At 67.3% G+C, this 25,542-nt stretch carries 26 protein-coding genes; 5 read left to right on the forward strand and 21 right to left on the reverse strand.

Annotated features, from left to right (window positions below; all coding sequences use genetic code 11):
• Positions 1-4: 4 nt before the first annotated feature.
• Entirely contained in the window at positions 5-1,015 is a 1,011-nt protein-coding gene (locus K3A84_RS14145) for a quinone oxidoreductase family protein (protein WP_225009998.1), read from the reverse strand.
• Positions 1,008-2,951, reverse strand: coding sequence for an ATP-dependent zinc metalloprotease FtsH (gene ftsH / locus K3A84_RS14150; RefSeq protein ID WP_225009999.1), 1,944 nt, complete (start codon positions 2,949-2,951; stop codon positions 1,008-1,010). The genes K3A84_RS14145 and ftsH overlap by 8 nt, the downstream gene beginning before the upstream one ends.
• Before the next feature lie 201 nt (positions 2,952-3,152).
• On the opposite strand from ftsH, the gene K3A84_RS14155 reads away from it, so the two are divergent.
• On the forward strand, positions 3,153-4,739 hold the full coding sequence (locus K3A84_RS14155; protein ID WP_225010000.1) for an alpha-N-arabinofuranosidase: 1,587 nt from the start codon (positions 3,153-3,155) through the stop codon (positions 4,737-4,739).
• Positions 4,740-4,746: 7 nt separating this feature from the next.
• On the opposite strand, the gene K3A84_RS14160 is transcribed toward K3A84_RS14155, so the two are convergent.
• From K3A84_RS14160 to K3A84_RS14185, 6 genes are all read right to left on the reverse strand, one after another.
• Entirely contained in the window at positions 4,747-5,706 is a 960-nt protein-coding gene (locus K3A84_RS14160) for a CsgG/HfaB family protein (RefSeq protein ID WP_225010001.1), read from the reverse strand.
• A gap of 112 nt (positions 5,707-5,818) precedes the next feature.
• The gene (gene tilS, locus K3A84_RS14165) at positions 5,819-6,865 is read right to left on the reverse strand and encodes a tRNA lysidine(34) synthetase TilS (protein ID WP_404823166.1); all 1,047 of its coding nucleotides are present in this window, start codon (positions 6,863-6,865) and stop codon (positions 5,819-5,821) included.
• The gene (locus K3A84_RS14170; protein WP_225010002.1) at positions 6,774-7,775 is read right to left on the reverse strand and encodes a tetratricopeptide repeat protein; all 1,002 of its coding nucleotides are present in this window, start codon (positions 7,773-7,775) and stop codon (positions 6,774-6,776) included. The genes tilS and K3A84_RS14170 overlap by 92 nt, the downstream gene beginning before the upstream one ends.
• A 99-nt stretch (positions 7,776-7,874) precedes the next feature.
• Entirely contained in the window at positions 7,875-8,789 is a 915-nt protein-coding gene (locus tag K3A84_RS14175; RefSeq protein ID WP_225010003.1) for a helix-turn-helix domain-containing protein, read from the reverse strand.
• A 154-nt stretch (positions 8,790-8,943) separates the two neighbouring features.
• Positions 8,944-11,223, reverse strand: coding sequence for a phosphoenolpyruvate--protein phosphotransferase (gene ptsP, locus K3A84_RS14180; RefSeq protein WP_404823167.1), 2,280 nt, complete (start codon positions 11,221-11,223; stop codon positions 8,944-8,946).
• Between the two features lie 181 nt (positions 11,224-11,404).
• Positions 11,405-11,563 carry a YdcH family protein gene (locus tag K3A84_RS14185; protein ID WP_225010004.1) on the reverse strand — a complete coding sequence of 53 codons (159 nt, stop codon included), beginning with the start codon at positions 11,561-11,563 and terminating at the stop codon, positions 11,405-11,407.
• Between the two features lie 272 nt (positions 11,564-11,835).
• Between K3A84_RS14185 and K3A84_RS14190 the strand changes: the two genes are divergently transcribed.
• The 3 genes from K3A84_RS14190 to K3A84_RS14200 all read left to right on the forward strand — a co-directional run bounded on the left by K3A84_RS14190 (position 11,836) and on the right by K3A84_RS14200 (position 14,164).
• Complete coding sequence (locus K3A84_RS14190) at positions 11,836-12,033, forward strand: YdcH family protein (protein ID WP_225010005.1); 198 nt, start codon at positions 11,836-11,838, stop codon at positions 12,031-12,033.
• A gap of 127 nt (positions 12,034-12,160) precedes the next feature.
• Entirely contained in the window at positions 12,161-12,652 is a 492-nt protein-coding gene (locus K3A84_RS14195) for a DUF1465 family protein (protein WP_225010006.1), read from the forward strand.
• 93 nt (positions 12,653-12,745) lie between these two features.
• Positions 12,746-14,164 carry a hypothetical protein gene (locus tag K3A84_RS14200; RefSeq protein ID WP_225010007.1) on the forward strand — a complete coding sequence of 473 codons (1,419 nt, stop codon included), beginning with the start codon at positions 12,746-12,748 and terminating at the stop codon, positions 14,162-14,164.
• 46 nt (positions 14,165-14,210) lie between these two features.
• On the opposite strand, the gene K3A84_RS14205 is transcribed toward K3A84_RS14200, so the two are convergent.
• The 10 genes from K3A84_RS14205 to K3A84_RS14250 all read right to left on the reverse strand — a co-directional run bounded on the left by K3A84_RS14205 (position 14,211) and on the right by K3A84_RS14250 (position 20,806).
• On the reverse strand, positions 14,211-14,888 hold the full coding sequence (locus K3A84_RS14205) for a cell wall hydrolase (protein WP_225010008.1): 678 nt from the start codon (positions 14,886-14,888) through the stop codon (positions 14,211-14,213).
• A gap of 222 nt (positions 14,889-15,110) precedes the next feature.
• Positions 15,111-15,446, reverse strand: a complete 336-nt coding sequence (locus K3A84_RS14210; RefSeq protein ID WP_225010009.1) for a DUF1491 family protein — start codon at positions 15,444-15,446, stop codon at positions 15,111-15,113.
• An 11-nt stretch (positions 15,447-15,457) separates the two neighbouring features.
• Positions 15,458-15,955 carry a PaaI family thioesterase gene (locus K3A84_RS14215; protein ID WP_225010010.1) on the reverse strand — a complete coding sequence of 166 codons (498 nt, stop codon included), beginning with the start codon at positions 15,953-15,955 and terminating at the stop codon, positions 15,458-15,460.
• On the reverse strand, positions 15,930-16,391 hold the full coding sequence (locus K3A84_RS14220) for a PTS sugar transporter subunit IIA (protein ID WP_225010011.1): 462 nt from the start codon (positions 16,389-16,391) through the stop codon (positions 15,930-15,932). Before K3A84_RS14220 ends, K3A84_RS14215 begins: the two co-directional genes overlap by 26 nt.
• Before the next feature lie 153 nt (positions 16,392-16,544).
• Positions 16,545-17,129, reverse strand: a complete 585-nt coding sequence (hpf, locus tag K3A84_RS14225; RefSeq protein WP_225010012.1) for a ribosome hibernation-promoting factor, HPF/YfiA family — start codon at positions 17,127-17,129, stop codon at positions 16,545-16,547.
• Between the two features lie 41 nt (positions 17,130-17,170).
• Positions 17,171-17,872, reverse strand: coding sequence for a DNA polymerase III subunit epsilon (gene dnaQ / locus K3A84_RS14230; protein ID WP_225010013.1), 702 nt, complete (start codon positions 17,870-17,872; stop codon positions 17,171-17,173).
• A 48-nt stretch (positions 17,873-17,920) separates the two neighbouring features.
• On the reverse strand, positions 17,921-18,526 hold the full coding sequence (gene coaE, locus K3A84_RS14235; RefSeq protein ID WP_225010014.1) for a dephospho-CoA kinase: 606 nt from the start codon (positions 18,524-18,526) through the stop codon (positions 17,921-17,923).
• Positions 18,523-19,380 (reverse strand): shikimate dehydrogenase family protein, encoded by an 858-nt coding sequence (locus K3A84_RS14240; protein WP_225010015.1) that lies wholly within the window; start codon positions 19,378-19,380, stop codon positions 18,523-18,525. The genes coaE and K3A84_RS14240 overlap by 4 nt, the downstream gene beginning before the upstream one ends.
• Positions 19,377-19,964: a Maf family protein gene (locus tag K3A84_RS14245; protein WP_225010016.1), complete on the reverse strand. Its 588-nt coding sequence runs from the start codon at positions 19,962-19,964 to the stop codon at positions 19,377-19,379. Before K3A84_RS14245 ends, K3A84_RS14240 begins: the two co-directional genes overlap by 4 nt.
• Positions 19,961-20,806: a pyruvate, water dikinase regulatory protein gene (locus K3A84_RS14250; RefSeq protein WP_225010017.1), complete on the reverse strand. Its 846-nt coding sequence runs from the start codon at positions 20,804-20,806 to the stop codon at positions 19,961-19,963. The genes K3A84_RS14245 and K3A84_RS14250 overlap by 4 nt, the downstream gene beginning before the upstream one ends.
• Before the next feature lie 333 nt (positions 20,807-21,139).
• Between K3A84_RS14250 and hemE the strand changes: the two genes are divergently transcribed.
• Positions 21,140-22,168: a uroporphyrinogen decarboxylase gene (gene hemE, locus K3A84_RS14255; protein ID WP_225010018.1), complete on the forward strand. Its 1,029-nt coding sequence runs from the start codon at positions 21,140-21,142 to the stop codon at positions 22,166-22,168.
• 4 nt (positions 22,169-22,172) lie between these two features.
• On the opposite strand, the gene K3A84_RS14260 is transcribed toward hemE, so the two are convergent.
• The 3 genes from K3A84_RS14260 to K3A84_RS14270 are packed head-to-tail and all read right to left on the reverse strand — an operon-like array spanning position 22,173 to position 25,425.
• Complete coding sequence (locus tag K3A84_RS14260; protein ID WP_225010019.1) at positions 22,173-23,912, reverse strand: chloride channel protein; 1,740 nt, start codon at positions 23,910-23,912, stop codon at positions 22,173-22,175.
• A gap of 59 nt (positions 23,913-23,971) precedes the next feature.
• Positions 23,972-24,934, reverse strand: a complete 963-nt coding sequence (locus K3A84_RS14265; RefSeq protein WP_225010020.1) for a 2-hydroxyacid dehydrogenase — start codon at positions 24,932-24,934, stop codon at positions 23,972-23,974.
• Complete coding sequence (locus K3A84_RS14270) at positions 24,934-25,425, reverse strand: DUF2141 domain-containing protein (protein ID WP_225010021.1); 492 nt, start codon at positions 25,423-25,425, stop codon at positions 24,934-24,936. The genes K3A84_RS14265 and K3A84_RS14270 overlap by 1 nt, the downstream gene beginning before the upstream one ends.
• Positions 25,426-25,542: the final 117 nt, after the last annotated feature.

The raw sequence follows: 25,542 nt of genomic DNA on the forward strand, positions 1-25,542 counted from the left end.
CGATTCAGCAGTCGAGAACGAACGGGCCCGCCGCGCGGGCTTCCAGCGCGGCGTGGGCGGAAGCAGCCTCGGCCAGCGGGAAACGCCCGCCCAGCGACAGCGGCAATTGCCCTTGCGCCATCATGCCGAACAGGCTGGCCGAGGCGGAGAGCAGCTTTTCGCGCGGCTGGATGTAAGGCCACAGGAACGGGCGAGACACCTTCGCCGACTTCGCGCCGAGCCGCGACAGGTCGAACGGCGGGATTGGCCCGGAAGCCTGCCCGTAATGCACGAGATGGCCCAGCGCGCCCAGGCTGGCGAGCGAGCCTTCGAAGCTGTCCTTGCCCACCGCATCGAACGCCACGTGGACACCAGCGCCGCCGGTCAGTTCGGCCACGCGCGCGGCGACGTCTTCCTCGCGGTAGAGAATCACATGATCGCAACCGGCGGCCCTGGCCACCGCGACCTTTTCGGGCGAGCCGACCGTGCCGATGACGGTCGCGCCGCGCAACTTCGCCATGCGCGCCACCAGCTGGCCCACGCCACCCGCGGCCGCCTGCGCCAGCACGGTCATACCTTCACGCACCGGCTCGACCTCGTCGACCAGCGCCTGCGCGGTCAGCCCTTTCAGGAACCACGCCGAGGCCACGCCATCGTCGATTCCATCGGGCACGGGCGCGGCAAGCGCGGCATTGAGCACGCGCGCGCGGGCATAGGCGCCATAGGCCTTGTCGATATAGGCCACGCGCTGGCCGACGGTCAGGTCGGTCACGCCTTCGCCCACCGCCTCCACCACACCGACCGCTTCCAGCCCCGGCGTGCCCGGCAGCGCCAGCGTCTTGTAGGCGCCCGACCGCACGTAGACATCGTGGAAATTGACCGAGACCGCGCGCTGGCGCAGCAGCACCTGCCCCGGCCCGGGTTCGGGCAGGGCGACGGTTTCCAGCTGCAACACTTCCGGCCCGCCATAGACGCGGATCACGATTGCTTCGGTCGTTCCGGCCACGTTGCCCCCGGTTGCAGAAGGATCAGGCACCGAGCGGCTGGGTGCCGCCGGTCGAACCCGCAAAGCGGCGCCCCGCACGCGGCACGGCGGACCCTTGCGCCGACACCGGACGCGCCGGGCCGGTGGGAGCGCCGGGGCGGTCGATCGTGCCATCTTCCAGCAGCGTCTTGATCTCGTCGCCGGTCAGCGTCTCGTATTCGAGCAGGGCCTGCGCCAGCAGGTGCAGCTTTTCCTCGTGGGTCTTGAGGATGTCCGTGGCGCGCGCGTGCGCGCCCTCGACCAGACCGCGGATCTCGCTGTCGATCAGCTTGTTGGTCTCGCTCGACATCATCGTGCGCTGCGTGCTGCCCATGCCGAGGTAGCCGTCCTGGCTTTCCTCGTACATCAGCGGCCCCAGCTTGTCCGACATGCCCCACTTGGTGACCATGCTGCGCGCAAGGCTCGTGGCGTACTGGATGTCCGACGAAGCGCCCGACGAAACCTTGTCATGCCCGAAGATGATCTCCTCGGCCACGCGCCCGCCCATCGAGACCGACAGGTTCGCGTGCATCTTGTCGCGGTGGTAGGAATAGCTGTCGCGCTCGGGCAGGCGCATGACCATGCCCAGCGCCCGGCCGCGCGGAATGATCGTGGCCTTGTGGATCGGATCGCTCGCCGGTTCGTGCACCGAAACGAGCGCATGGCCCGCCTCGTGATAAGCGGTCATCTTCTTTTCGTCGTCGGTCATCACCATGCTGCGGCGTTCCGCGCCCATCATGACCTTGTCCTTGGCGTCCTCGAATTCCTGCATCGCGACCAGCCGCTTGTTCCGGCGCGCGGCCAGCAGCGCTGCTTCGTTGACGAGGTTGGCAAGGTCCGCGCCCGAAAAGCCCGGCGTGCCGCGCGCGATCGTGCGCGGGTTGACGTCAGGCGCCAGCGGCACCTTCTTCATGTGGACCGACAGGATCTTCTCGCGACCTTCGATATCGGGGATCGGCACCACGACCTGGCGGTCGAAGCGACCCGGGCGCAGCAGCGCCGGGTCGAGCACGTCGGGGCGGTTGGTCGCCGCGATGATGATGATGCCTTCGTTCGCCTCGAACCCGTCCATCTCGACCAGCAGCTGGTTGAGCGTCTGTTCACGTTCGTCGTTCGAATTGCCGAGGCCGTGGCCGCGATGGCGGCCGACCGCGTCGATTTCGTCGATGAAGACGATGCACGGCGCGTTCTTCTTGGCCTGTTCGAACATGTCGCGCACGCGGCTGGCGCCGACGCCGACGAACATTTCCACGAAGTCCGAGCCGGAAATGGTGAAGAACGGTACGCCCGCCTCACCCGCGATGGCTCGGGCGAGCAGCGTCTTGCCGGTGCCGGGGCTGCCGACCAGCAGCGCGCCCTTGGGGATCTGGCCGCCGAGCTTGGAGAACCGCGAAGGATCGCGCAGGAACTCGACGATTTCCTCCAGTTCCTCGCGCGCTTCGTCGATGCCCGCCACGTCGTCGAAGGTGACGCGGCCCGAACGTTCGGTCAGCAGCTTGGCCTTGGACTTGCCGAAGCCCATCGCGCCCGAACCGCCACCCTTCTGCACCTGGCGCAGCGCGAAGAACGCCACGCCCAGGATCAGCAGGAACGGCAGCGACTGCGCCAGGATATAAAGCAGCAGGTTCGGCTCCTCGGTCGCCTTGCCCGAATACTGCACGCCATTGTCCTGCAGCAGCTTGGGCAGGTCGGCATCGCCCTGCACGGGGACGGTGGAGAACTGCTGGTCGTTCTTGAGCGTGCCGGTAATGCGATCGGGCGCGATCTGCACTTCCTTCACCGCGCCTTCGGCCACGCGCGTGCGGAAGTCGGAGTAGCGGATCATCGTGCCGGTCGCGTCGGTCTTGGCGCCGAACATCGAGACCACCAGCAGCAGGGCGAGGAAAATGCCCCCCCACACAAGGAGGCTCTTGATCCAGGGATTACCCTGCGGCTGGTCGTCGTTCATGCCAATGCTCTTTCCGGGAGGCGGACTCGCCGCACGCGTTTGATCCCAATGTAGGATCGGCTGAGTGAATGGCAATATAACCCTATGTGCGAAAACCTTGCGCGGGACGGCAGGTTCGCGCGGCCCGGACTACTCCGACAAATATTGACAACGCTGTCCTGTCAAGCGATGCCGCGCACACGACACCCGGAGAGAGCACCGATGAAAAAAGGCCCCGCCCGTATCGTCGCGCCGTTGCTGGCGCTGGTCGCCACGCTGGCTGCCCCCGCGGCCATGGCCGGCCCTGCGCCCGACGTGACCGCCACGTTCCATGCCGACAAGACCGGGCCGGTGCTGTCGCGCTATCTGCAAGGCCAGTTCGCCGAGCATCTGGGCGCGGACATCTATGGCGGGATCTGGGTAGGCCCCGACAGCCCGATTCCCAATGTGCGCGGCGTGCGCAGCGACGTGGCGCAGGCGCTGAAGGCGCTGCATGTGCCGGTGGTGCGCTGGCCGGGCGGCTGCTTTGCCGACATCTACCACTGGCGCGACGGCATCGGCGCGCCCGCAAAGCGCCCGGTGCGCAAGAACGACTGGTGGGGCGGCCTCGAAAGCAACGCTTTCGGTACCCACGAATATTTCGATTTCCTGAGCCAGATCGGCGCCGATTCCTACGTCGCGATCAACATGGCCACCAGCACCCCGTCCGAAATGCGCGAATGGATGGACTACATGACCTCCAGCGCGGCCGATACCATCGCCAACGAACGCCGCGCCAACGGGCAGCAGGAGCCATGGAAGCTCGGCTTCGTCGGCATCGGCAACGAAGCCTGGGGCTGTGGCGGCGCGCAGACGCCCGAAGCCTTCGCCGACGACTATCGCCGCTTCGCCACGTTCATGCACAGGAACGGCTCGACCTTCCACATGCACAACGACAACGCCGCGCTGCGCGTGGCGTCGGGTCCGAACAACGATGACACCCGGTGGATGGACGTGGTGCTGGCCAAGGCCGGACCGATGATGGATGCCATCTCGCTGCACTACTACACCGTGTTCGACGGCAAGTGGGAGCGCCGCGACATGGCCAGCGCCACCGGCTTTCCGCCCGAGCAGTGGAACCACATCCTCTACCAGGCCTGGCGCATGGACGAAGTGCTGCGCGCGCACGAAGCGGTGATGGACAAGCACGATCCCGACAAGCGCATCGGCCTCTACGTCGATGAATGGGGCACCTGGTACGCGCCTGAAAAGGGCACCGAGCCGGGCTACCTCTACCAGCAGAACAGCTTGCGCGATGCGCTGGTCGCCGCCGAAACGCTCAACATCTTCCACGCCCACGCCGCCCGCGTGCGCATGGCCAACATCGCGCAGGCGGTGAACGTCTTGCAGGCGATGCTGCTGACCGACGGCGCAAAACTGGCGAAGACGCCCACCTACTACGCCTTCCAGCTTTTCGTGCCGTTCCAGGATGCCACCGCGCTGGCGCTCGACCTGCCCTCGCCGCAACTGGCCTCGGGCGAAAGCCGCTTCCCCGCGATCACCGCCACGGCCGCGCGGGGCAAGGACGGCAAGGTCTGGATCGCGCTCGCCAATGCCGATGCCACGCGCGGCTACAAGGTGGCGCTGGGCGGCGTGAAGGCACGCACTGTGGCAGGGCAAGTGCTCACCGCCGACAGGATGGACGCGCACAACATGCCGGGCGAGGCCGAGCAGGTCGCGCCCCGCCCCTTCCACGGCGCGAAGATCGCGGGCGAGACGCTGACCCTCGATCTTCCGGCCAAGGCGCTGGTCGTCGTCTCACTCGACTGATCGCGGATTACTTCGCGGGCTGGAGCTTGGTGTTGAGCACCCAGCCCACGTTGTCATTCTCGTCGGCCACTTCCCACCACAGCCCGTTCTTGTTGCCGGTGGGATAGACGATCGATCCGGGCGCCAGCGTGCGGATAACGCCGCCGGTCGGCGCGGGCGCCTTGCGCAGGATCACGGGCGCGATCGCGGAAAAGCTCTTGGTCGGGCTGGCTTCGGCCGTGCCCGCATCGCCCGCCTGCACGCCGCCCAGTTCGGTGACGAGCTTGGAATAGGCGTCGATGAAGGCCAGCGTCACGATGCGGCCGATATCGGTGTTGTCATAGCCGCCGCCGACCGCGCCCACGCCGATCCCGCCGAAGAAGCCCCCACCCGCGCCAAAGCTGATGTCGTTCTTGGCGGCATAGCCTTCGACCGTGGCGATGGTCTCGGTGGTGCGCACGTTGGTCACCGAAAGCACGGTGTTGGCTTCCAGCTTCTTGCTGCGGATCCCGCCGAGCAGGCCACCGAACGGCCCGCCGATGATCCCGCCGATGGCCCCTGCGGCACCCGACCCCTGCGCATTGCCGTTCGCCGCCTGCACTTCGGCCACCAGCACGTAATCGGCCGCCTTGATCTGGTTCTGCCCGACGTTCGAGCCGCGCTGCAGCCCCATGCTGCCACCGATGTTGCGCTCCAGCTTCGCTGCATCGAGGCCCGAGCCGCGATCGACCAGGTTGAAGCAGCCCGAACGCTGGACGATGACCTTGAGCAGCTTCTGCGGCGGCGCGAGGCTGAACTGCGTCCAGCCGCTGGGATCGTCGCCATCGATGATCGAGATCGTGCCCAGCTTGCGCACGCAATGCGGCACGTCGGCCTGCGCCTTGCGCTGAAGCTGTTCCGCGTTCGAGGCCTTGGCCTGCCTCGGTTCGGCAAAGGCGGGCGTCGCCAGCAGCGAAAGAATGGCGACGGAAGAAATCAGCTTCGACATGACAGGCCCCCCTTGGCCAAGGAATCGGTTGCGATTGCTGTCCTTGCCGAAGATTTAGACACGAAGATGTGACGAAGACAACTTTCCCGCAGAAAACGCCGGTCGCCGTGACTTAGACGCGATGCGCCGCCGCGACGCTGAAACGCCATGCATCGCCGCGCGCATCGCCCCGCACACCCGCCAACGTGGCGATGCCGCCGGCTTGCAGCGCATCGTGCCAACGCGCCACGTCCCGCCCGCGCGGCACCGATCGCCCCAGCCGCGCCACCACGCTTTCCAGAACGCGCAGGGCCACAGCGCGCGGCGCATCGGGGCGCCACAACAGCGCGTCACCCTCGTCGCGCACCTGGGCCAGCGCCAGCGCCGCCGCCCAGTCGAGCGCCGCGTCCGCCTCGGCCAGATGGGCGGCGCTGGCGGCAAGGCGCTCGGCCTTCAGCCAATCCGACGCCGCCAGCCCCTGCCGCACGCGCACGCGTTCGAACCGGGCATCGCGGTTCGAAGGATCGTCCGCCGCCTCGATGCCCGCCTGCGCGATAACGTCGGCCAGTTCCGCCCTTCGCCAGCCCAGCAGCGGGCGCAGCAGCGGCAGATGGGGGTGTCCCGGCGTCATCGTGCGGGGCCGCATTCCGGCAAGCCCGCGCACCCCGGCGCCCCGGTTGAGACGCATCGCCAGCGTCTCCGCCTGATCGTCGGCATGATGGGCGACGACCAGCGCCGCCAACCCTTCGCGCCCGGCCCAGTCGCCCAGCGCCGCATACCGCGCCGCCCGCGCGCGTTCCTGAACGCCCGTGCCAGGGGCGAGCGCCAGCGTCAGCGTGGTATGCGGGATCGCGCGCGCGGCGCACAACGCAGCCACAGCGCCCGCCTCGTGCGCGCTTTCCGGTCGCAGGCCGTGGTCAACGGTCGCCACGGCAAAGTCGTGCGGCGCGACTTCGTGCATCAGCAACAGCAGCGCCACGCTGTCCGGCCCGCCCGAAACGGCAAGTCCCAGCCGCGCGCGCCCTTCCGGCCGAAGCGCCGCAAGATCACGCGCGAAGCGGGTCGTCAGTGTATCAATTGCCCCGTCCTCAATTGCACGTGACGGCCTTGCTCGCGGCGTCGAGCTGGCTCTTGAGCCGCCCTGCCGCTTCGGCCGGATAGACGTTGCGGAACTCGGCAAAGGCCACGCAGGCGCGGCGCGTTTCCTTGAGCTTTGCCATCGCCACGCCAAGGTACAGCAGGCTGTCGGCCGCACGCTCGCCCTGCTTGTCGGACTGGTAGTTCTGCAGGAACCACTGCGCTGCCGTGCCGGGCTTGTTATCGTCGAGATAGGCGCGGCCCAGCAGGTTGCGCACATAGCTGATGCGCTTGTGCTTGGGATATTGCTCGGCGGTGCGCGTCAGCTGCTGCTGCGCCTCGGGGAAGAACTTGGCTTCCCACAGGCGATAGCCATAGCTGTATTCGTCCTCGCCCGCATCGCCGGTCGAGGGCTTGGCGATCGCCTCGACCGCCGCGACGCGGTCTGCCGGCGCGCCGACCGGCTTGGGAGCCAGCGGCGGGGCGGGCCGTGTCGTCGGCGCAGGCGCCGGCTTTGCCACGCCTGTCGACGCAGGCTTCGTCGCCATCGGCGCGGCGGCGGCGGGCACGGGCGACAGGGCTGGCGCACTTTCAGCCGCAGCGGGCGCCGTTGCAGCAGGCGGCGGCGGCTCGAGCGCGGCGATCCGCGCCTCAAGCTTGGTCATGCGATTCTGCCCTTCCTCGCTGGCGGCGGTCAGGCGCTGCAACTGCGCCTCGACCGCGTCCATCCGCGCGAGCAGGTCGGCCACGGGGGTGGAGGCAGGCGCGCCGACAGGCGCTGCAGGCGCAACTTGCGGCGCAGTGATCTCGGGCCCGAAGGTCTTGCCCGCGCCATCGGGAAACACCTTGCGCTGCACCGCGCGCAATTCGGCCTCGATCTTGCGCAGGCGCGCCTCGGCCGGGTCCTGCGCCTGCGCCATGGCAGGCGTCGGCAAGGCCATCGGCGTGGCGGTGGCCATCAGGCCCAGAGCCAGCGCCGCGCGAGCGGCGCGGCCGCGGAAAATCGTCGTCATCGTAACTCCCGTCTGTCCACCGGCACGAGACGGGCGCCCCTCCCGCGCATGGCCGGTCCGCCTGATGTGCCGCAGGCCGCGCCGCTTGTCGAGCCGCGCTTAGCGCGTGGCGGTGGATGCCGGAGCCGGAGTCGCGGCCTGAGTCGCAGGCGCAGGGCCAGACACTGCGGCAGGCACGGCGGCGGATGGCGCTGGCCGCGCCAGCAGCGCAGGTCCATCAACGGGCACGTTCTTCATGATTCCCTCGCGCTCGGCCAGCCGCGGCACGGCGCGCCCGCCCACGGTGATCGCCAGCGCATCGGGTCGCCCGGTCCACAGCACCGGCCCCTGCACATCGGTGGGCAGGGTGAAGCTTTCGCCCTTCGCCATCTGCTTCTGCATGAGCTGCTTGCCCGCGCCGTCGCTGAACTTGACCCACACGCCGTCTTCGAGCGATGTGAACACCACCGGACTGGTCGCGGCCACGGCAACCGGCGTAGCCACCTTCGCCACCGGCCGGGCCGCCGGGACGGCGGATGCGGACGGGCCGACCAGCGGGGGCAGCTCGGCCGAGGGCCAGTAATAGCTGCGCCACAGGCCCACGCCCAGCACGACGATCCCCACCGCCAGCGCCAGCGCCAGCCAGGTCAGCAGGCGCGAGGGCGTCTTGGCCGGATCGTCGACGTCAAACTGGTTGATCTTGCGCGGTTCGGGCGCAGGCGCGCTGGCATCCAGCTCGCGCCGGATCGCGCTGGCGATCTCGGCCTGATCGAGCCCGACCTCGCGCGCGATGCTGCGGGTAAAGCCCAGCACATAGGGCCGCCCCGGCAGCGTGGCGTGATCGCCCGCTTCCAGCGCCTCGATATGGCGCGTGGTGATGCGCGTGCGCACCGACAGGTCCTTGATCGAAAGGCCCATGCCCTCGCGCGCGGCGCGCAGGCGACTGCCCACCGAAGCGAACGGTCCCGGCACGACGACTCCCGAAGCAGCCGCAGGCTCGTCCGGCACGTTCTCGATACCGTCGGCTCCGGCCACGGCGCGACTCCCGTTCTTCATTGTCTTCTTGGCAACCCTGGTTCTAAGCGCCCCACCGGCAAACGATCCCGCTTGCCGCGACAATGTCAACGCCTGATGACGTCACGATGGCGGGACCGGCGACGAAATGCGCGGTTAACCCCACGAACGGTCGTCAGTCGCACTCTATTCCGCGGAAGAACGCCCATTCGGCGATGGCCGAGCGCAAGTCGGGCGGCGGTGCGGCCAGCCAGCCGTCCATCGCCGCGCGAATCTCGCGCACGTCGATCTTGCGCACCAGTTCCTTGACCGGGCCGACCGCGGCCGGGGTGATCGACAGGCGCGTGATGCCAAGGCCCAGGAGCGCCAGCGCCTCCAACCGCCGTCCGCCCATCTCGCCGCAGACGGTCACGTCGGTGCCGAAGGGCGCAACCGTCACCACCGCGCGCCGCAGGAAGCGCAGGATCGCGGGGCTGATCCAGTCATACCGCTCTGCCAGCTTCGGATTGGCGCGATCGGCGGCGAACAGGAACTGCGTCAGGTCGTTGGTGCCCACCGAGAGGAACGACAGCCGCGGCGCGAGGATATCGAGGCACTCGGCAAGCGCGGGCACTTCCAGCATCGCGCCATAGCGGATCGCTTCGGGCAGCAGCTTCTTCTGCCTCTTCAGGAACGCCAGCTGGCTGTCGAACACCGCCTTGGCCGCGTCGAACTCCCACGGCTCGGTCACCATCGGGAACATGACGTTGAGCGTGCGCCCGCCCGCCGCTTCGAGCAACGCGCGCGCCTGCACCTTCAACAGCCCGTCGCGTTCGAGCGCGACGCGCAGCGCGCGCCAGCCCATCGCCGGGTTCTCCTCGGTCTCGCCGTCGTTGTGGCGCAGATAGGGCAGCACCTTGTCGCCGCCGATATCGACGGTGCGGAACACCACCGGCTTGTCGCCGGCAGCCTCGAGCACGTCGCGATAGAGCCGGGTCTGGCGTTCGCGCGCAGGCAGCGTGGCGGAAACGAGGAACTGGAACTCGGTGCGGAACAGGCCGATCCCGTCCGCGCCGGTCATCGCCAGCGCAGGCATGTCGTCGCGCAGCCCTGCGTTCATCATCACCGTCACGCGCGTGCCGTCGCGCGTCAGCGGCTCGACATCGCGCAGCGTGGCATAGTGCGCCTGCCGCTCGCGGTTCTTGGCAAAGCGGGTCTCGAAAGCCTCGACCAGCGCGGGCGCGGGCCGCACGTCGACCACGCCCTGGTCGCCATCGAGCAGCAACTGGTCGCCATCGCGCACCTTGCCGCGCAAGCTCTTGACCCGACCGACCACGGGAATGCCCATGGCCCGCGCCACGATCACCACGTGCGCCGTCAGCGAGCCTTCTTCCAGAATCACGCCCTTGAGCCGCCGCCGGTCGTATTCGAGCAGTTCGGCCGGCCCCAGGTTGCGCGCGATCAGGATCGCGTCGCCCTTCAACCCCATGCTGGCGGCGGTGCCGAGCTGGCCCGACACGATCCGCAGCAGGCGGTTCGACAGGTCCTCCAGATCGTGCATCCGGTCAGCGAGCAGCGCGTCGTCGATCTGGCGCATCCGCATCCGCGTGCGCTGCTGCACGCGCTCGATCGCGGCTTCCGCGGTCAGCCCTGAATCGATCGCTTCGTTGATCCGGCGGGTCCAGCCTTCGTCATAGGCGAACATGCGATAGGTCTCGAGCACCTCCTCGTGCTCGCCGCCCACGCCGAATTCGGCCTGGCTGGCCATGCGGTCGATCTGTTCGCGCATCTTGTCGAAGGCGTGGATCACGCGCTGGCGCTCGGCCTCGGTATCCTCGGCGACGACGTGCTCGATCGTGACGCGCGGCTGGTGGAACACCGCAACGCCGCTGGCGAGGCCCTTGACCAGCGTCAGCCCCTTCAGCCGCTCCGGCCCGGTGAGGTGCGCGGGCACGCCCAGCACTTCCTCTTCATCGATCAGCTCGGCATTGGCGATCAGCTCGGACAGCACCATCGCCACGGTCTGCAGCGCCTCGATCTCCACCTCTTCGTAGCGGCGCGGCTCGACATGCTGCACAGCGACCACGCCGACGGCGCGCTCGCGCCGCACGATCGGCACGCCCGCGAAGGAATGGAAGCGCTCTTCCCCGGTTTCCGGGCGGAACGCGAAGTCGGGGTGCGCCGCCGCCTCGGCAAGGTTCAGTGTCTCGATATTGGCGGCGATCGTGCCGACCAGGCCCTCGCCCACCGCCAGCCGGGTGACGTGGACCGCCGCCTGGTTGAGCCCGCGCGTGGCGAAGAGTTCGAGCATCCCTTCGCGCAGCAGGTAGATCGAGCAGACCTCGCTATCGAGGTTTTCGCCGATCACCTCGACAATCTGGTTGAGCTTGGCCTGGGCGTTGCTGCGCGAGGCCATGACCTCGTGGAGCGAGGTCAGGATGGCGCGGGCGGATGCGACGGCAGAGAGCATGGCCATGGCCTAGCCTAGCGGCGCGCGCTTGCAAACGGCAAGCACCGCCCAAAGCGATGCAATCGTCGTCACAGCGGTTCGAGAGGGAAAATTCGTATGCCCGAATGCCGGGGTAGCGAAGCGCGAGGTCATTCCAGACGCAAAGACCGGCCCGTGAAGGGCCGGCCACGTGCGCAATGCAGGCACATCAATGTCGCTGGGTAAGCTCTTCCTTGATGCGCAACTTGCGCTTCTTCAGTTCCATCACGAGGACATCGTCGGGGACAGGTCGCGCCATTTCTTCGGCAATGCGGCGTTCAAGGCCGGCGTGCTTGGTCTGCAAGGCGCTGACATGCGATGTTTCCATGCGGATACCTCCTGGTGGGTGTTTTCCCGTCCACTGTCCCCGCGCGCGAAACGCATCCCCCGCGCGGGGATCGCTTGGCGACCGCCCCGACTGTGAATTTCGTTGCGACTCGAGTGCCGTGGCGACTCGACTCGATCCGGTCCGGTGCGGGCGCGTTGTCATGCTCCCATATTCGCCGTATCTTGCAAGCCAAACCGCGTCGGGCTGCGGCGGCTCCGGGTTGGTCCGTATGTGGGGACGGGCCCTGTGCTTTGCCGTATGGGAGTATTGGTGTGACCGAAGACGAAATGCGCAAGCGACTCGAAACGCTGCGCCTTGAACACCGCGATCTCGACGCCGCGATCGATGCCCTGACCAACGCCGGCGTGCACGACCAGATCCAGATCGCCCGCCTGAAGAAGCGCAAGTTGCGCCTGAAGGACCAGATGTCGATGCTCGAGGATTACCTGATCCCGGACATTATCGCCTGATGTCAGCGCCTTGATCGAACCCCTGTGAATCCGCCCTTCGTGCCGTAACGAGACATGGCCGGGATGGCGGCATCATCGGCCCGCACAAGTGTTGAGCAGGGGCCGCCAACCGTCCTATCTGCCGCCCATGGAGCGGACGCCGAGCATCAATCCCCGCATCGTGGAAGGCCTCTATGCCGAGGCGCTGGTCCTCGCCGACGAAGTGCGCGCGCGCTTCGAACGGCTGCGCGCGCAGGACTTTGCCCGCATTGCCATCCTCGATTCGGGCCGCGATTGCCCGGCGGACGATGTCGCCCGCGTCCAGCTCAGCTGCGAGGCGCTGCGCACCACCACGCGGGTGATGCATTGCCTGGCCTGGCTGCTCAACCATCGCGCCCATTTCGCGGGCGAGCTGACCGAGCTGCAGTTGCGCCGCCACGGTCGGCTCGTCGCCAATTTTCCTGCCAGCGACGCCGCCGCGCTCGCGCTTCTGCCGGCCGAGGCCCGGATGCTGGTCCACGAAAGCGAACGGCTCTACGAACGCATCATGCGGCTCGAACGCGCCTGGCGTCGCCCTGCCCCCCCGCGCGAGGCGAGCGCGATCGACCGGCTGCGCCAACGGCTCGCCGCCGCATCCTGAAGGGCGTTTGCGCAGCCCGGCCTTTCGCCTATTCCCACGCGGACGCGACAGCACGACGGAGCGACGATGCAGGCCCATCGGGCAAGATCGGCCATGGCAGGACTGCTCGCCGCAGCGACCAGCGTCGCCATGCTGTTCGCGATCGCGCGGCGCAGCCCGTGGTACGATGAATACTACACGCTCTACGTCACCCGGCCGGGCCTGCCATTGCGCGAAGCCTGGCCGATGTGGCTGGCCGACAACCACCCGCCGCTGTTCTATGCGCTCGCATGGGCGAGCAACGCGCTCGGCATCGCGGCCGAACCGCGGCGCCTGCTGAATCTGGCGATAGCGCTCGCCGTCGCGCTCGCGCTGGCGGCGCTTGCCGCGCGCCGCCCGCGCTTGCGCACCACGCTGTTCGCCTACGCCACCGGGCTTGCCGCCAGCGCGCCCCTCATCGACCGCGTGGCCGAACTGCGCGGCAATTTCCTCGCGCTGGCGGCAGGTGCGATCGCGGTCGCCGCGCTGGTCGCGCTCGTGCAGCCGGGACGCCTGTCCCGCCGGGGTGCGCTGGCGCTTGGGGCGACGCTGGCGCTGGCGTGGTCGGTTCACCTCGCCGCGACGGTGATCGTGGGCGCGCTGGCGCTCGCCTTCGCGCTGCGCCTGTGGCTGGCGGGCGACCGCACGGCGGCCCTGCGCTTCCTCGCGATCTGCGCGCTGGCTGGGGTCCCCTTCGTCGCGAGCATGGGCCTGCAGGCCTCGACCATCGCCACCAATACGCGCAGCTTCTGGATTCCTGGCGGGCTGTCCGCCGCGCGCTGGGTGATCGAAGGCCAGCTCCTGGCGGCGCTTTCGGCCAACCCGGCGCTGACCCTGGCAGGATCGGCAGGTCTTGTCCGGCTCGCCCTGCAGGACTTGCGCGCGCGGCGATTATCGCCGGACAGCGCGACGGTGGCGGCCCTCGCTGGCGGCCTTGCACTGGCGCTCGCGCTGCTGGTCGCCATCCACCTCGTGCGGCCCTTCGTGATCGACCGCTACTTCGTCACGATCCACCCGATCATCGCCATGATCCTGGCGCTGGGAACGGCGCGGCTGGCACGCGAAATGACGCGCGGGCGACTGCTTCTCGACCTCTGCCTTGTCGCAGTGGCACTGCTGGCGCTCGCCCACAACGTGACGCGCACGCTCGCCCGCCCCGGTTGGGACGGGACGGCGGCGCGAATCGCGCGGATCGTCGCCCGCTGCCCGCAGACACAGGTAATCGCCGACTTGCGCTGGAATGCCGATGTGATGGCGCTGCCGCCGGTGGAAAACCGCGCGGTTGTGCCTTGGGCCTATGCCCAGGTCGCCGCGCGCCACCATTTCGCGCTTACGGATTCAGCGCGTCGCGAAGGGCCCTGCCCGACGATCTACTGGGCCGAACACGTCGCCGCGCGCCGTGCTTCGCCCGCGCAGGTTGCGGCGGCGATCGGGGTGCGGGGCGGACGACTGGAACGGATCGGCGACGGCTGGATCTTCATCACGCAGCCATAGCGCCGCTGCGGGAGGCTCGCTGCTCGCGAACCTCCCGCCCTATCGATCAACGATAGAAGATATGGTTGTCGATGCGCGCCATGCGCACCTTGCCCCAGCTGGGGGAAACCCGCGCGGCATGAAAGAACATCGCGCCTTCGACGGGGCTCTTCCAGCTGCCGTGGTCGGCGATCATGGCGATCTTGGTCGCCTTGATCCAGTCGCGGCTGGCCGGGTTCACGGCGGGGATCGAATGGCCCCGCACGAACGAGAACTGCGAGGGCTGGTAGACCACGCCGCAATAAGAGGCTGGAAAGCGGCCCGAACGCGCGCGCGCCACGATCACGCGGCCAACGGCAAGCTGGCCGGCCATGGTCTCGCTCTTGGCTTCGAAATAGATCGCGCCGGCAAGGCAGCGCAGCTCGTCCGACAGTTGCTCGGGGGCAGTCGTCGCATCGACGAGGTCGGCAAGCGAGGTGGCGACCGGCGGTGCGGTGTCATCCAGCGAAGCGGCGGTCGCTTCATCCTGGGGCAGCACGCGCTCGTCGACGGGAAAGGCCGCGTCGGCGGAATAGCTGATGATGGCGGAAGACCCTGGGGCTTCCTTGGCCGGGATCATGGCTTCGAGCCGGTGGCTCGGCACGGGATCCTGCGCGGCTGCACCGGAACTGGCGGTGCTGAACAGGGTTGTGATCAGGGTCGCTGCAATGCTGAGGGCACTGGCGATACGAAGTTGCTTGCTCATCCAACGTCATGACTGGGCGGTGGACGTCGGTACACGGAGCGGCGCGTGCGGTCGATCATGCGGGCAAGCCCGTATGGAACCGTTCGAACCGGAAGCCCATGTCTTCTGCCCCCCGTCTGCGTGCTAGCAAGCCCGGCGCTGATGCCGAACCTGCCGCCTGCGCGACTGCGGTGGAGTGCCTTTATTTTGCAATGCGGCAGAGTCAACCTGCGCGAGAGGCAGTCATCCGCCGTTCAGGATGAGTCGTTCGCCATCCGCGATGGTCAGTTCAACTATCCACACATCCGGATCCTGCGCTCCGCGCCGATCCAGATAGTCCCAAAATTCCATTTTATTATCAATATCTTGGACTTTCGTTCGGGCCCATTTCCGGCTGCCATCCAATTGCGGCATCCGTTCATGAAGCACGCCAAGTCCTTGATTATCAAGGATGACGACAAGGATCGTGCCGCCATCCGGTTCGCCCTTGCGCAACACGGCGGCAAAGCCACCCGCGGCCTGCGTGACGCGGATCAGGCCCGCCACTTCGATTCGTGCAGGGAGTCTGGATTCGTCCAAGCGAACGCCGTTCAGCCCGGAACGCCGACGGCGTAACCAGGCAGCGAGGACAGCGCGATGCGCGAACGCTGGAACGTGCCGGTGCCCCGCCCCACTTCCTCGCCCTCTTCGTCAAGCAGCCGCGCTTCGGCCACCAGCACCCGGCGGCGGCCCGACAGCCAGCGCCCTTCGGCGATGACCTTGCCGCCGTGGATGGGCCGCGTGAAGTGCAGGTTGAACGAGGTGGTCAGCAGGAAACGGTCGGTGACGAGCGTGTTGGCGGCATAGAAGGCCGCATCGTCGAGCATCTTGAAATAGATCGTGCCATGCGCCGCGCCCGCGGCATGGAACACTTGCGGGGTCACGTCGAACACGATCCGCGCGTGGCCTTCGCCAAGCACTTCCAGATGGCTTTCGAACAGCTGGTTGACCGGAGCCGACGCGTAGAGTCCTTCGAGCGCGCGCCAGTGGAACTGCGCACCGTCTCCACCGACGGAAGCCGGATCAGGCAGCGTCACGGTCGATGACATTGACCAGCAGCGCATAGAGCGCATCGGCATCGGTCGCGGCGACCAGCCGCTCGTGCATCCGCTCGTCGCGCATCAGCCGCGAGATCGCGGCGAGCGCCTGAAGATGCGTCGCGCCGGCCTGTTCGGGCGAAAGCAGCCCGAACACGACATCGACCGGCATGCCGTCAGCCGCTTCGAACGCCACGGGCTGTTCGAGCCGGAAGAAGGCCGCAACCGGGCGGGCGAGGCCAGCGATCCGGGCATGGGGAATGGCGACGCCGCGACCGAAGCCGGTGCTGCCCAGCTTCTCGCGCTCCTCGATCCGCTCGATCACCTCGGCGGGATCGAGCGCATAGACCGCCGCGAAACGCTCGGCCAGTTGACCGAGGATCTGCTGCTTGGTCTCGGCGTGCACGATGCGCACTGCCAGGGGATCGATCGAAAAGAGTGCGGTCATGGGAAATGCTGATGCCGATGGCGGCGCGCGAAAGCGGCGCTGCTCAAGTTGCGGGCGCCATGCGCCTGAATTCATGGCGGCGCAAGCACCTAATCGCGCGCCCGATGGCGATTCGCCACAGGGCGCGCGACAGGTTCCTGTTTCAGGTTGAGGTCAGGTGCGCGCCGGTTCCACCCAGCCGATCGAGCCGTCGCCGCGCCGGTAGACCATGTTGTGCGCGCCGGTTCCCGCGTTCTTGAACAGCAGCGCGTTGGTGTTGCGCAGATCCAGCATCATCACCGCGTCCGACACGGTCGCCTCGGGCACGTCGACCCGCGTCTCGGCAATCACCAGCGGCGCATCGGCCGGTTCTTCCTCGTGCTCGTCGACCGCGAACACGGTGTAGCTGGCGTTCAGGGTGAGTGCGGCTTCGTCGGCCTTGCGCGCGTGATCGGCGCCATCGGCGCGGGCCTTCACCCGCCGCTTGTAGCGACGCAGCTGCTTGTCGATCTTCTCCGCCGACTGGTCGAGCGCGATATGCGGCTCCTGCGCCTCGGCGCTGCCCTTCAGGATCAGCCCCTGCGTGACGTGGGTGACGATATCGCAGCGAAAGCCGCCGTGCGGCGCCTTGCCCAGCGTGACGTGGCTGGAAAGCGCGCGGGAGAAGTACTTGTCGACGATGGCCGACAGCCGATCGTTGGCGTGGGCCTCGAAGGCGGCGCCGGTATCGACCTGGTGGCCCGAAACGCGAATGTCCATACGTCAGTTCTCCTCCACGTAAGGGCGGGACAACCTGCCGCTCAACGCGACCAGATCGCCTCGCCGAAACCCGCCATGAATTCGGCATGGCGGGCAAGTTCCGCAGCGCTGGCCGCATGCGGCCGGGGCTCGCGGAAGGGTCGGGGCACGGCGAGCGTGGCGGCGGCGACCGTGACGGTCTCGACGCTGCTGCCCACCACGACGGCATCGGCGGCCAGTTCCAGGCCGATCTGCCGTCCTCCCATCAGTTCGACGTAGAGCTGCGCCAGCAGTTCCGCGTCGAGCAACGCGCCGTGCTTGGTACGGTGGCTGCGATCGATGCCATAGCGCGAGCACAGCGCATCGAGGCTGAGCTTGGCGCCGGGGTGCTTGCGCCGGGCGATGGCCACCGTATCGACCATGCGTGCACGGTCGACCTCGGCCATGCCGAGCATGGTCAATTCCGCATTGAGGAAGCCGAAGTCGAACCCGGCGTTATGCGCCACCAGCGGCGCATCACCGAGGAAATCGATCAGTTCGGCCGCCTTTTCGGCAAACTTCGGCTTGTCGGACAGGAACGCGATCGACAGGCCGTGAACGGCCTCGGCTTCGGCCGGCATGTCGCGCTCGGGGTTGAAATAGCAGTGGTAGACCGCGCCCGTGGGCACGCGGTTGACCATCTCGATGCAGCCGATTTCCACAAGCCGGTCGCCGCCCCGCGGGTCCAGTCCGGTCGTTTCTGTATCGAAAACGATCTCACGCATTGGAGGCAATCTGGACCCGCTCCGCAGGACTGGCAAGGGGAGTCGCGGTCATGAACGCGGGTTTTTTTGCCTTATCGTCCGGACCAATTCCTTAACTTCCGCCTCGGTTTCGGCGAGGCTCACGCCGGTATCGATCACATAGTCCGCCCGCGCGCGCTTTTCGGCATCGGGCACCTGCAACCCCAGGATCTGCGCGAATTTTTCCGGCGTCATGCCGGGCCGCGCCAGCACGCGCGCGCGCTGCATCTCGGCAGGCGCAGAAACCACGACCACCGCATCTAGCCCTTCCCCGTGGCCCTTTTCGTAAAGGAGCGGAATGTCGAACACCACGAGCGGCTGGCCCGCGTGCTCGATCATGAACGCCTCGCGCATCTTCGCCACCGCCGGATGGACGATGGCCTCGAGTCGCTTCAGCGCTTCGGGATGGCCGAAGACCTGCGCGCCCAGCTCTGCCCGCTTTACCCCTTCCGGCCCGGTCGTGCCGGGAAAGGCGGCCTCGATCGCGGGCAGCAACGGGCCGCCCGGCCCCTGCAACTGGTGCACCGCGGCATCGGCATCGAACACCGGCACGCCCTCCTCGCGCAGCATCAGCGCGACCGCCGACTTGCCCATGCCGATCGAGCCGGTCAGCCCGAGAATGAAGGGACGGCTCATTTCGTCAGTCTCTCCCGCAATTCGATGTCCGCGTCGCCGCGCGGTGGATTGGTGCCGAAAAAGCGCCGGAAGGCATGGTCCGCCTGGCCGATCAGCATCGACAGACCATCAACAGTGCGAAAACCCGCGGCGCGTGCCGCTTTCAGGAATTCGGTGTCGAGCGGGCTCGTCACGATGTCGTAGAACACCGATCCCGGCGGCGCATGGCTCATGTCGAAGCGCAGCGGCGGCTGCCCGGTCATGCCCAGCGCCGATGCATTGACCACCAGATCAAGGCAGCCTTCCCGGTCATCGAACGCGAAATCGGTCGCATCGGCAAAATGGTCGAGCGGCGCGACATGATGTTCGCCCGCCGGGTCCAGCTCCTCCAGCAAGGCACGCGCCTTGTCCGGATTGCGCCCGGCCAGCACCAGCACCAGCCCTTCACCCGCAAGGCCGACGATGATCGCCCGCGCCGCGCCGCCGGTGCCCAGCACCCGCGCCATGCGGAAATAGTGCGTTTCACCCAGCAGCGGCTGCAAGGGTTCGAGGAAGCCCGGAACGTCGGTGTTGTAGCCGACCAGTTCGCTCCCTTCGGGCACGATCGTGTTCACCGCGCCCACTTTGGCTGCCAGCGGATCGAGCCGGTCGATCAGCGGGATCACTGCCTGCTTGTGCGGCATGGTCACGTTGCACCCGCGCCAGTCGCCATCGCCGCGTCTGCTCGTGATGAAATCCGCGAGCCCGTCCGCCGTCACATGTGTCGCGCGATAATCCGCGTCGATTCCCAGTTTTTCCAGCCAGAACCCGTGGATCGCGGGCGATTTCGACTGCACGATCGGATCGCCGATCACTTCTGCGTAAGGCTGGGTCACGCTGCCAGTTCACCCTGTTCGCGCAAGGCGCCCAGCACGGCCAGCAACGGCATCCCCAGAATCGTGAAGTGGTTGCCCTCCACGCTGTCGAACAGCTGCACCCCCAGCGCCTCCATCCGGAACACCCCGACGCAGCCGGAAACCTGCGGCCATTCCCTGTCGAGATAGCTGTCGATAAACCCGGGAGAAAGCGTGCGAACCCGCAGTTTTGCAAGCTCACAGGTTTTCCACACTGTCACCCCATCGCGGATCAGCACGGCGGCGGAATGCAGGTGCATCTCCTTGCCCGAGAAGAACTCAAGATGCTCCACCGCCTGCTCGCGGCTATTCGGCTTGTCGAACTGGCGGCCACAGCATTCTACGAGCGAATCCCCGCCCAGCACCAATCGGCCCGGCTCGCCGATCGAGACACACAACGCCTTGGCTTCGGCAAGGATTCCGGCAATCTCGCAGCCCGGAACCCCGATCAGCTCGCGCTTGATCTCGCCTTCGTCGACATCGGCGCTGCGCGCCTCGAACGGCACGCCCGCCGCTTCCAGCATGGCCTTGCGCGATGCGCTCTGGCTGGCGAGGACAAGGGTCATATCGGCTTCACTCCGGGCGTGGTGTCGCCGCCTGCGGCGCGGCGTTCGTTGTAGAGGTTGATCACGGCCGCCGCGGTTTCCTCGATCGAGCGGCGCGAAACGTCGATCACCGGCCAGCCGTTGTCGGCGAACATGCGCCGCGCGAACTGCACTTCGCGGGTCACGTGGTCGTTATCGACATAGGCCGTCTCGGGCGCCTGGTTCAAGGACAGCAACCGGTTGCGCCGCACCTGGATCAGCCGTTCGGGGCTGGTGGTCAGTCCGACGATCATTGGCCGCCGCAGCGAAAACAGCATCGGCGGCGGCGGGCTTTCCACCACGATCGGGATGTTCGCCACCTTGTACCCGCGATTGGCGAGGTAGATCGAGGTCGGCGTCTTCGAACTGCGCGAAACCCCCGCCAGCACGATGTCGGCCTCCTCCCAGTTTTCCCAACCCACGCCGTCGTCGTGGGCGATGGTGAACTGGATCGCATCGACGCGCCGGAAATAGGCATCGTCCATGATGTGCTGGCGACCGGGGCGGCCCTTGGCTTCCATCCCCAGTTGCTGCTCCAGCGCATCGGTCACCGCATCGAGCGCCGCGACGCTCGGCAGGCCGAGCGTCGCGCAGCGCTGTTCCAGCCGGTCGCGGGTCTCGGCATTGACGAGCGTGTAGAGCACCAGCCCGGGATTGTTGGCGATTTCGCCCATGATCCGGTCGAGGTGCTGCATCGAGCGCACCATCGGCCAGAAATGCCGCACGATGTCGGTATCGTCGAACTGCGCGAGCGCCGCCTTGGCGATCATTTCGAGCGTTTCGCCGGTGGAATCCGACAGGAGATGCAGATGCAGCCGCTTCATGGACCCCCGATCGCGCCCACCATGGGACAGGGCTGTGGAAAGAGGGCCGATAAACCACGGGACAGCGCCGGGGACAAGTTCGAGCGCCGGATTCACACCCGTCACGAGTCCTTCGCAGGCCGCTTTGTGGACATGTCGAAAGCGTTACCCACAGCCTGTGGGAATCCGTGAGAACTTTTGCTTGCTCCTGATTCAACACAGAGTCGCAGCCCAAGTTTTTGTGGAGAGCCCGGCACAAATCGGGCAGAGGCGCGCCATCCCCGCTATCCACAGCCCAACAGAATCCATCAACCAGATTCAAAAGAATCTATTATTGAAGATTGGACAGATCGAATGCCCGGTCCGCTGCTCGAAACCCTGCGTGGCGCCAACCTTGCGCAGCGGCCGATCTGGCTCATGCGACAGGCGGGCCGCTACCTGCCGGAATACCGCGCACTGCGGGCGGAAAAGGGCGGATTCCTCGCGCTGGTCTATGATTCAGAGGCGGCCGCGGAAATCACCGTGCAGCCGCTGCGCCGCTTCGGATTCGACGGCGCGATCCTGTTTTCGGACATCCTGATCGTGCCTTACGCGATGGGGCAGGATCTCCAGTTCCTCGCCGGGGAAGGCCCGCACCTGTCACCGCGCCTGCTCGACAAGGCTCTGGAAAGCCTTGTCGCGGCGCCTGAGCGCCTGTCACCGATCTATGACACCGTGGCCCGCGTGAAGGGCCTGATCTCGCCCCAGACCACCCTGCTGGGCTTTGCAGGCAGTCCGTGGACGGTCGCCACCTACATGGTCGCAGGCGAGGGCAGCCGCGACCACCACGATACGCGGGCACTCGCCTATCGCGATCCTTCCGCGTTCCAGGCGATCATCGACGCAATCACCGACGTCACCATCGAATACCTTGCAGGCCAGGTCGAAGCGGGCGCCGAAGGCCTGCAACTGTTCGATTCCTGGGCCGGCAGCCTTGCCCCTGCGGAATTCGAACGCTGGGTCATCGCGCCCAACGCGAAGATCGCCGCCGAAATGCAGCGTCGCTACCCGCACGTTCCGGTGATCGGATTCCCCAAGGGCGCGGGCGAAAAGCTTGCCGCCTATGCGCGCGAGACCGGCGTGAACGCGGTCGGCGTGGACGAAACCATCGACCCTGTGTGGGCCGCGCGCGAACTGCCTGCCGGACTGCCCGTACAGGGCAATCTCGATCCGCTGCTGCTGCTGGCAGGCGGCGCGGATCTGGAAAAGCAGACCCACCGCGTGCTCAAAGCCTTCGCCGACCGACCGCACGTGTTCAACCTGGGCCATGGCATTGGCCAGCACACGCCGATCGAACACGTCGAGGAACTGCTGAAGATCGTGCGCGGCTGGTCGCGCGACTGAACCGCTAACGCTCGCCGAACAGTTCGCGCTGCGCCTTGTCGAGCTCTTCGGCATAGCGCCGCCGGACGTAGGTTTCGGTGACGAGGCCCAGCACTTCGCCGCCCGCGTCGATCACCGCCAGTTCGTCCGATCCGGTCTCGTCGAATCGGGTCATCACCTGCGCGATATCCTGTTCGGGCGACAGCGTGGCGTCAGCGGCATGGCAGATCGTGGCAACGGCTGAATCGGCGTTCGCGCCTTCCGCAAAGGCCACCGCCAGCGTCGCGATTCCGGTATAGCGCCCGGTGCCGTCGAGTACCACCACGCGACTGGTCGATCCCAGCGGAAAGCGTCGCCTCAATTCGCTGATCGTCGCATCGCCGGAGATCGTGGCGAAGCCCTTGCGCATCATCCGCCCGGCGGTCAGCGTCCGCACCCAGCCCACGTCGCGCGCGCTGGTGATCGTTTCGCCCCGCAAGTGCAGGCGCCAGGTCGAGAACGAATAACCGAACAGTTCGCGCACCAGGGTCGAGGACACCAGCGATGCTGCCAGCACCGCACCGGTCAGGCTGAAATTGCCCGTCGCTTCCAGCACCAGCATCGCCATCGTGAACGGCCCGCCGACCACGGCCACGGCCAGCGCCGCCATGCCCACCAGCGAGGCATTGCCGATGTTCAGGATCGGATGGCCGAAGGCGAGGCCGAGGATTCCGGCGTAGAGGTGGCCGACCAGCGTGCCGAGGAACAGCGAGGCGAAGAACAGGCCGCCGCGAAATCCGAAGCCCAGCGACACGATCGACGCTGTCGCCTTTGCCAGCAGGACCAGCGCAATGAAGCCCAAGGGTACTGCTTCGGTCATGTCGATGTGCAGCGCGCTATGCCCCGCCGAAAGGGCCTGCGGCGATAGCAGCGCCAGCGGGATCAGCAGGAATCCGCCCACGGCCGGGCGCAGGTTGCCCGAAAGCCAGCGGCGAGAGCCCGCTTCGACCAGGGCCACGCCGCGCATCAACGCGATGCCCAGCAGCGCGCAGGCAGCGCCGAGCGTGCCATAGGCGACGTAGCCCATGGTGTGAATCGCGGGCCCCGGTTGCGCGCTGACGACATAGGGCACGACGCCCAACCGCTGCGCGACTTGCGCCCCCGCGAGCGCAGCTGCCACCACCGGAGCGATAGCAGCGGGCGTATAGGCACCAATCACGATCTCGAAGGCATAGAATGCGCCTGCCAGCGGGGCGCCGAAAGCCGCCGCAATGGCACTGCCTGCCCCTGCCCCCACCAGCGTGCGTGCGTCCGCACGGCGCAGGTTCATCACACGCGCTCCGAGCGAACCGAACAGGCCGCCCAGTTGCGCATAGGCAGCTTCGAGTCCCACCGAAGCACCGAAACCGTTCGAAATCACCGTCTGGGCTGCGACGATCGCGCTGTCGGGTCCGGACATGCGTCCGCCATGGAGGGCATTGGCCTCCACCGCGTCGACCAGCGCTCGCTTGCGTGTCTGCACGATCCAGTTGAACGCGACCAGCACGGCGCCGCCCGCCGGAAGGGCCAGCAGGACTGGGAAGGACAGGCTTGCCGCCCCGCTCAGCCGCAATTCTGGCGGAAGACCGAACAGCAGGTGTTGCACCATGCGCGATGCCGCGCCGACCAGCACAGTGAACAGGCCGCCGACCATCCCCACCAGAATGGCCAGCCCCAGGAACAGCAATTCGCTTGCGCGTACCTGACGGCGCAGCCAGCGCAGAAGAGTGGGAAGCCTTTTCAGCACCTGGGCAGTCCTAGAGCGGATCGGTCCCCGATCGAATCGCGCGCTTGTCGCGAACAGGATCAGCCGAACGGTGTTTCCGCAACCGGCGTGACCGGCGTGACCGGCGTGCCGGTGGCGAACCAGCGGACCAGATTCTCGACCATCAGCGCGCCCATCGCGCGACGCGTCAATTCCGAGGCAGAGCCGAGGTGCGGCAGCAACACGACGTTGTCCATCGCGCGCAAGGCTTGCGGCACATGCGGTTCGCGCTCGAATACGTCGAGCCCCGCCGCCAGAATGTCGCCACGCTGCAAGGCTTCGATCAGCGCCGCTTCATCGACGACGCTGCCCCGCGCGACGTTGATCAGCACGCCTTGTGGTCCGAGCGCCGCCAGCACTTCGCCATCGACCAGATGGCGCGTCGCCTGTCCGCCCGGCACGATCGCGATCAGCACGTCGCAGGCCTGCGCCAGCGCGACGGGCGTCGGGTGCCAGCGATAGGCCACTCCCGGCTGCCGGGTGCGACCGTGATAGGCGATGTCGACCCCGAAGCCCTCGAGCCGCCGCGCGATCGCCTTGCCGATACCGCCCAGGCCCAGGATCCCGATCTGCCGCCCGCGCAGCGATGGCGAGAGTGGAAAACCGCCCGCCTCCCAGTGCCCGGCCCGGACGAAGGCGTCGGCTTGTGGCAATCGCCGCAGCGTCGCCAGCAGCAGGCCCAGAGTCAGGTCGGCGACTTCCTCGTCCAGCACGCCCGGCGTGTTGGTCACCACGATTCCGCGCGCGGCCGCGGCGGCAACGTCGATGTTGTCATACCCCACGCCGAAGTTGGCCACGATTTCGAGCGCCGGCAGCTGGTCGAACAGCCCTGCCCCCACCGGCCCCGCCAGCGTGCTGGCCGCCATGCCGCGCACGCACGCCAGCGCTTCGCGAGCCGGATTCTCCCACAGGCGATACACGGTGAACTGGCCGTCCAGTGCTTCCATCGCGGACGGCAGAACCGGCGCAGGCAGCAGGATTGCAGGCTTGGTGGTGCCCGGCATCACGGATACTTGAGCGTGATCCGGGTCGAAAGGTTGGTCTTGGCGATGTGCAGTCGCACCGACCGGAACGCGGGCAGGCTGGCGATCGTTGGCGGATTGTTCGAAAAACCGAAACCCTCGGTCGGAATCCCGAGCATCCCGCCACGATTGATCGTCTGCGAGGAATCCTCGTCGTGATAGACCGCGATGGCGTAGACGCCGGGCTTGGGCACGAACAGGCACATCCTGGTCACCGGCGCGCTTGCGGGCACGCGGCCCACGTACATCGAACCGTTGCGCACGAGGAACTTGCGCGATTCATCGGCGTAGAGCGTCACCGCCATCAGGCCGTTGCTGTTGCGTACGTTGTCGACGGTGACGTTGATCCAGGTATCGCTGGCGGGACCGGCGCAATTGGGCGTGGCCCGCGCGGGGGTTGCCGCCGCCAGGCCCAGCCCGGTCACGATCCCGGTGGCGGCGAGCGTGGCGCCAAGACGTTTCGGCGTGATCATGTTACGTGCAGTCCCGTTTCCCATGTCTGGTTGTCCCGGTGAACGCCGCTCGGTGCGACGCATGGCCGGATTCCTGTCGGCGCTCCTTATGCCGGGGCTCGCGATGGTTACCAACCC

This window comes from Novosphingobium percolationis (assembly GCF_020179425.1).
Taxonomy (GTDB): domain Bacteria; phylum Pseudomonadota; class Alphaproteobacteria; order Sphingomonadales; family Sphingomonadaceae; genus Novosphingobium; species Novosphingobium percolationis.